The organism is Bacteroides sp. An269 (assembly GCF_002159755.1).
Classification (GTDB): domain Bacteria; phylum Bacteroidota; class Bacteroidia; order Bacteroidales; family Bacteroidaceae; genus Phocaeicola; species Phocaeicola intestinalis.
In genome coordinates, this window is record NZ_NFJG01000170.1 from 1 (window position 1) to 5799 (window position 5799).

7 protein-coding genes are annotated in these 5799 nt (G+C 48.4%); 3 read left to right on the forward strand and 4 right to left on the reverse strand.

Annotated features, from left to right (window positions below; genetic code table 11):
* Positions 1-35: 35 nt before the first annotated feature.
* Positions 36-353 (reverse strand): hypothetical protein, encoded by a 318-nt coding sequence (locus tag B5F71_RS18430; RefSeq protein WP_013616155.1) that lies wholly within the window; start codon positions 351-353, stop codon positions 36-38.
* 107 nt (positions 354-460) lie between these two features.
* A complete protein-coding gene (locus tag B5F71_RS18435; protein ID WP_022040060.1) occupies positions 461-874 on the reverse strand; it encodes a hypothetical protein in 414 nt (137 codons plus the stop codon).
* A 487-nt stretch (positions 875-1361) separates the two neighbouring features.
* On the opposite strand from B5F71_RS18435, the gene B5F71_RS18440 reads away from it, so the two are divergent.
* The 3 genes from B5F71_RS18440 to B5F71_RS18450 all read left to right on the forward strand — a co-directional run bounded on the left by B5F71_RS18440 (position 1362) and on the right by B5F71_RS18450 (position 2814).
* Entirely contained in the window at positions 1362-1856 is a 495-nt protein-coding gene (locus B5F71_RS18440; RefSeq protein WP_022039714.1) for an HU family DNA-binding protein, read from the forward strand.
* Positions 1857-1927: 71 nt separating this feature from the next.
* Positions 1928-2098, forward strand: coding sequence for a hypothetical protein (locus B5F71_RS20510; protein WP_158098149.1), 171 nt, complete (start codon positions 1928-1930; stop codon positions 2096-2098).
* Between the two features lie 296 nt (positions 2099-2394).
* Positions 2395-2814: an N-acetylmuramoyl-L-alanine amidase gene (locus tag B5F71_RS18450; protein ID WP_087213256.1), complete on the forward strand. Its 420-nt coding sequence runs from the start codon at positions 2395-2397 to the stop codon at positions 2812-2814.
* Positions 2815-2956: 142 nt separating this feature from the next.
* Here the strand turns inward: B5F71_RS18450 and B5F71_RS18455 are convergent, their stop codons facing one another.
* Positions 2957-3835 (reverse strand): site-specific integrase, encoded by an 879-nt coding sequence (locus B5F71_RS18455; RefSeq protein WP_087213260.1) that lies wholly within the window; start codon positions 3833-3835, stop codon positions 2957-2959.
* 98 nt (positions 3836-3933) lie between these two features.
* Complete coding sequence (locus tag B5F71_RS18460; RefSeq protein WP_087213263.1) at positions 3934-5442, reverse strand: transcription termination/antitermination NusG family protein; 1509 nt, start codon at positions 5440-5442, stop codon at positions 3934-3936.
* Positions 5443-5799: the final 357 nt, after the last annotated feature.

Genomic DNA, 5799 nt, shown 5'->3' on the forward strand with positions numbered 1-5799 from the left:
TGCAGTATATATTCAACTGCCGATGCAGTATATATTCATTTTTCGGGTGTACTATCCTGTATGTTCTGTTCCGCCTGCTGCGCGTTCGGGGCGATGAGGTTCTGGCCGCCGTTGATGATGCAGACAAACTGGGGGTCTTCCCGCTCGTGGAGCTTGTCTATCTCATCGTGGTACTCCTTGGGCATTATCCAGCGGAGAAGGCACTTCACGTGCGAGAGGTCGGCATTGCGGTTTGCATTCAGGTATTCCTGAGCGGCGGCTATCTGCCTGAGATAAGGTATCTCAAAATGCTCTTCCCGGATGGATTCGATGACTGCTTCCGCTATTTTCTTTATGAACGCGCTTTTTTTCATTAGCCAAGAGTTTCAAGTGAAATGCCGGAAATGCGTAAAGTTTCCCGGTGACTTGTCCTCTTGGAATGAGTATCGGGTTCATGACAGGGCGGTCTTTTCAGACAGGTTCAGGGACGTTTCTTGGGACGGTTCATCCATGCGTCGTTGATGCGGGCACGGATGTTGTCGATGGTCTTGCCTTTTTCAAGCTTGGACGCGAAAGGCAGCAGGAGGCTGATGAAGCGTTCTTTCACCATTTCTTCGGGGAAGAGCCTGGGCTCTTGTTCCACCATCTCCACCACGACACGTGCCAGTTCGGTAGCCGACCGGCACTCGCCGATGAGGGAGAGATAACGGCCGAGGTTCTCCTTATTTATATATAGGGCAAGCTTCTGCGCTTCGGGAGGTTCCGTTTCCTGAGCGGACTTGTCGGGAAGCGGATGTTCCGGAAAGTAGCTGCCGTAGAAATTCTGCACGGCTTCCGTAGCGTTGGGGAGGATCTGGTTGTTTCCTCCGTTTATGTTTATGGTTATGTCGGACACGTGGGGTATATTTAGTAACAGGGACTAGGTTTTAATAATAGGGACTAGGTACTAGGTAACTAGGTAACTAGGTTTTAAATACATTCAGTAAAACTATTCAGAACCTTGTCAACTAGTACCTTGTCAACTAGTCAACTGTATTCAGCTATTCAGGACCTCGTTACCTGGTACCTTGTCAACTAGTCAACTGAATAAAACCTTGTCAACTAGTACCTTGTCAACTAGTCAACTGAATAAAACCTTGTCAACTAGTCAACTGTATTCAGAATAAATGATTTATCAATGGTTTGTCAACGCTTGTCAACCGAATTGATTTCGCCTTTCCGGTGCCGTATCTTTGCATTGTCAGAACGATGAAGCGCGCAACATCTGGTGAGTTTTTTAGTTCTTAAGTTCTTGAGTTTTTGAATTGCAAACTTAAAAACTAACAAACTTAAAAACTTACAAACTGACACTTAAGTTTAACCATTAAAAAACAGTTTAAAGTATGATTAATTACTCTACCTATTTATGGAGAAACCCGTTGGACGAAGAAGCAACTGAAATGGCATACGCCAAAAACCAAGTAACCAAAACGATGACTTTTGATGAGTTCGTGAAACACATAGCCGATCACAACGGAGTGTTTACCCGCGGTACGGTGAAAGGCGTGGTGAGTGACACGTGTGCCTGCCTGGTCGAGATGCTGCTGAACGGCTGCAAAGTGCAGTTCGGTGAACTGGGCACCTTTGGTATTTCCCTCACTTGTGAACCTGCTGTTTCGATGGAAGAATTTACTGCATCCAACATCAAGACGGTAAATATCGTGTTTACTCCCGGTGAGGACTTCGAAAACCTGCGCTCGCGTGCCGAATTTGCTCCGGTAGCAAGCCGCCTGGCACAGAAGGCTACGCTGAAGGCTGAAAAGTCGGGCGAAGCTACTGTGGACCTGGAAGCGGCGAAACGGAAGACTGCTTCTGTTCCGGAAGAACCCGGCGTGTGATTCTTTCCTTTCCCAGGTCTTTCTGAAATGCGGATTCTTTAATTTAGAAGCTGTTTTGAATTTATCGTGCGATGATTTGGGATGAGTTTTTGAGGCATTTTCGCTTCTGTGATGAGGAAGATAGCGGGCTATCTGACGAAGAACAGGAGCGGAAAGGACCAAAAAATCGCCCAAAGCACACACGAAAACGAACACATCAAGCCAAGAAAAACTTTTTGGAGAAATTCAAAACAGCTTCTTAACCTTGCAGGGCGGATAACGAATCTGCCCTGCAACAATAAATTGTCATGCGATTATTCATCATTATTATTCATTTAACCACTAAACGTATGAAAACAAACTGGAAAAACATTTTGCTTTACATCGTCAAGTTCATTGAGTTGTTGATAACCGGTGCTGCCGGAGGAGCGATAGCCAGTATGTAGAAGTTGACAAGGTATCAGTTGACAAGGGAACAAGGTTCTGAATAGTTTTACTAATGGCATCTAAAACCTCGTCAACTTGTCAACTGGTTAACTCGTTACCTAAATATACACTTATGAGAACCATTACACTGATTATCGTGCACTGTTCTGCCAATAGGGCGGGCAGTGCCCTTCGGATGGCAGACATCGACAGCTACCACCGCTCGCTGGGCTGGATAGGTTGCGGTTATCATTACGTCATTCCCACGGACGGGACTATTGAACCGGGCAGGCCCGAAGAAATGGTCGGGGCACATTGTAAGAACCATAACCGGCATTCGATTGGAGTCTGTTACATCGGCGGACTGTCTAAGGACGGAAAGCCTGCTGATACCCGGACGGATGCCCAGCGTACTTCCTTACGCAAGTTGCTGGAAGCGTTACACCGAAAATATCCTCGTGCCTTGATTGTCGGTCATCGGGATTTGGATCCGCAGAAAGCCTGCCCGTGTTTCAATGCCGCAAGTGAGTATGCTGATTTACAGCCTCATTGACGCTAATTGTTTCTGCTAAATGATGACAGCCGACACGGTTTTCACCGGTAAACGTTGCTAAAACGGCTTGAGCCGTGAAAGCTGCCATCGTTGTATCATTTTAATAACCTTGTCAACTCGTTTCCTTGTCAACTTGTCAACTTCACAAAATGTCGCTTATGCTTACGCTCTTCGTCATGCTCTCCCACGAATGCCTTGCGACAGTGAGGTTCAGCGGATAACCAAGCTCCATCATCTCGCCTAATTTCTTCAGGCTGTAATTGATGCGGTGCAGGAGGCTGTCATACTGTCTCCATTGTTCGCGCGGGTCTTTTGCCGTAATGACGGGGAAGAGTAGGGACGTGCCTTTCTGCCTGTAGCGGTCCGCAATCTCCTGCAGTGCCGGTTCCCAGGGAATGGAGATTTCCTTGCCGGTGACGTGCTGGCGATAGGTGAGCTGTCCGTTCTTGATATTCTTTCTCGTCAACCGGAAGATGTCGTCGCTCCTCATGCCACGGGCATAGACTGTGAACAGGAAGATGTCGCGGGCGAAGACGGTCATCTCTGATTCACCGCCCAGGTCAAGGTCACGCAGACGTTTCACTTCATCGAGCGTCAGTCCGTTCCGCTCTTTCTTGACGCGGTAGCTCACGTCCATGCCCTCAAAGGGATTGCTGTCGGCAGCAAGACCGTCGTTTACGGCAAGTTTATAGACCCGCTTCAAATTCCGGATATAGAGGGAAATGGTATTGCGTCCCAACTCCTGGTTCTTCAGCCACGTGTGGTAGTTGCGTATCAGCAGGGCGTCGAAGTCCTTGAAAGGCACTTCATTCTTTCCCAGATAGGTGATGAACTTCCTGAGATACTTTTTCAGTTTTATTGCCGCGTCATACCGCCCCTCGTCCCGCAGTTTCTCAACGCGGGAGTTGGCATAGGCGATGAAGCCGAAACCTTCCAGCCCCTCAGCCCCTCTCCAATTCTCCCCATGAGGGGAGAGGGTTAAAGTTGCTGTCTGTACATTCTTCTGATTGTTGTTATCCACTTTCTACTATGATTTTTGTCTGTCTGTTACGTCCTTTAACTCCTAACGGAGCAAAGCGGAGTGATAACTCCTTTTAACTCCTTTAACTCCTAACAATCTTAATTGTGCAGCCACACCGTCCGCAGGTACCTGCGCCATATGGCAAGGTGGTTGGTGGTGTTGATTTCCTTGCAGATGCGGACGCAGGTCTGTATCAGCTTGTCCTTTGCCGCATCCTTTTCCTGTGCAGAAGACCGGATAGCAAAGACATTCAACGTGTTTTCACTGACCTTAAAGTCCTGTATGGCTTTTACGGCTGAATCCGCGTCCGTCAATACCTTATATAATGTAGGCGCATAGTTGCGGAAGGACTCGATGAGCTTTTCCCTTTCCGCATTTGCTGCGCCGTCAGGAACGGCCTCCACTGTTCCCGCAACTAATTTCTCATTGGCTTTGCCTGCAGTCAGGAAATATTCCTGAAGGAAACCGTCCCAGTTGGCGAAGTAAGTAGATTCTTCCTTGTCTTTATCCTCCATCATGCCGATGTGGGCATAATAGGTAGTGGTGATTGTTTCGTCCTTTTGCAGGCTGGGCAGGTAGGCTTCTTCCTTTATGTCAACCTTGCGGATGATTTCCGTAAAATCCTTATGGTGGAATTCCACCCCGGTTTTGCCTTCTTCCATTTCCACACCCGCTGTCGGGGTAAGGAACGGGCGCAACGTCAGCTTGCTCCAGTTGGCTTTCACATACCCCGGATTGTCATGTTCGTAACGCACGAGGTTGATGACGAGTTCCGCCTCCGTGCCGGTCATCCGTGCCAGACGTTGGCTCAAAGCGGTGTCGCCATGTGCATGAAGTTCCTTGCAGAGCGATACCAGCGACGGCTTGACGACAAGACGGTCAATGATACCGTAAAGCATCTGGAGCGTGCGTTCTCCATAGCCGCAAGCCTGCAGGATTCCGGCAAGCAGGTCCACGGCACGTCCTTTCTCCGTTCCGACGGAGAGCCTGTCTCCCTCCATGTTGTGCAGGCGGACTACGTGCAAGTCCCATGCCTTGGGGCAGGAAACCGTGAGCCAACTGCCCGGTTCAAAGCCCTGTACCTGAAACACCAGCCGTTTTCCGTGGCGGAAACGGCAGATATAGCCCTCACAGCCCGCGAGCGGACCGTCAACGACACGTACTATCTCGTTCGGTTCGCCCGTTTTCGTGTTGAAGGCATAGTCCGAGTAAGGACGTTCCAGCACAATCACCTTGTCGGCATAGTTCTCGTTGTAGTCACGGAAAGCACGCATCTGGGATTCGGGAATGACACACATCCGTGTCCTTTCTCCTTTTTCCTTTTTACGTTCGTACTGTATGTCCACATCCTTGGAGTGCTCTTTCATGAAACTCATCAGCGCATTCTGCGTGGCGAGTACGAACACGATGCCCGCAAACAGCGGTTTCTGCCTGTCGTCGCTGTCCTGATGCACATTCACCGTAGTGTGGGTCGGCGCATAGATCTCCAGGATGTTCTTGGTCTGTGCCTTTTGCTTTTCCAAAAGCTCCACCAGCTTACCCTCCTGATGGCGCTTGGTGCGCACCACATACCAACGGTAATCTACATGGTTAAGTTTGTCGGGCATAAATTTTATTATTAGGAGTTAAAGGAGTTAGAAGAAGTTATCGCCCGCTGTAGCGGACTGAGGAGTTAGAAGTCAATACCATAAATTGTCAATCGTTAATTATCAATTGTCAATTGAAAAGTGCGTTCTTCACGTTCCTCTCATGTCAATCGCATGATAGTTCCCAAGCACCTTATTTCAGGTATAACGGCGGTATTCTGGACGAACCTCAGCAGCAATGATCCACCGTTGTTATGTGACGAGAAGAACAAAGCGCGATGCGCTTTAACATTTTTGCTTCCATATCACAAGTGTTTAGTTTTTAACCTATTAAGTCTATTCTACACCCACCGCTTTACCATTGCTTTATAATATGAA

Excerpts from the sequence above, each read along its gene's own strand:
- B5F71_RS18450 (WP_087213256.1), top strand. The coding sequence starts at position 2,395 with ATGAGAACCATTACACTGATTATCGTGCACTGTTCTGCCAATAGGGCG.
- B5F71_RS18430 (WP_013616155.1), bottom strand. The coding sequence starts at position 353 with ATGAAAAAAAGCGCGTTCATAAAGAAAATAGCGGAAGCAGTCATCGAA.
- B5F71_RS18460 (WP_087213263.1), bottom strand. The coding sequence starts at position 5,442 with ATGCCCGACAAACTTAACCATGTAGATTACCGTTGGTATGTGGTGCGC.
- B5F71_RS18440 (WP_022039714.1), top strand. The coding sequence starts at position 1,362 with ATGATTAATTACTCTACCTATTTATGGAGAAACCCGTTGGACGAAGAA.
- B5F71_RS20510 (WP_158098149.1), top strand. The coding sequence starts at position 1,928 with ATGATTTGGGATGAGTTTTTGAGGCATTTTCGCTTCTGTGATGAGGAA.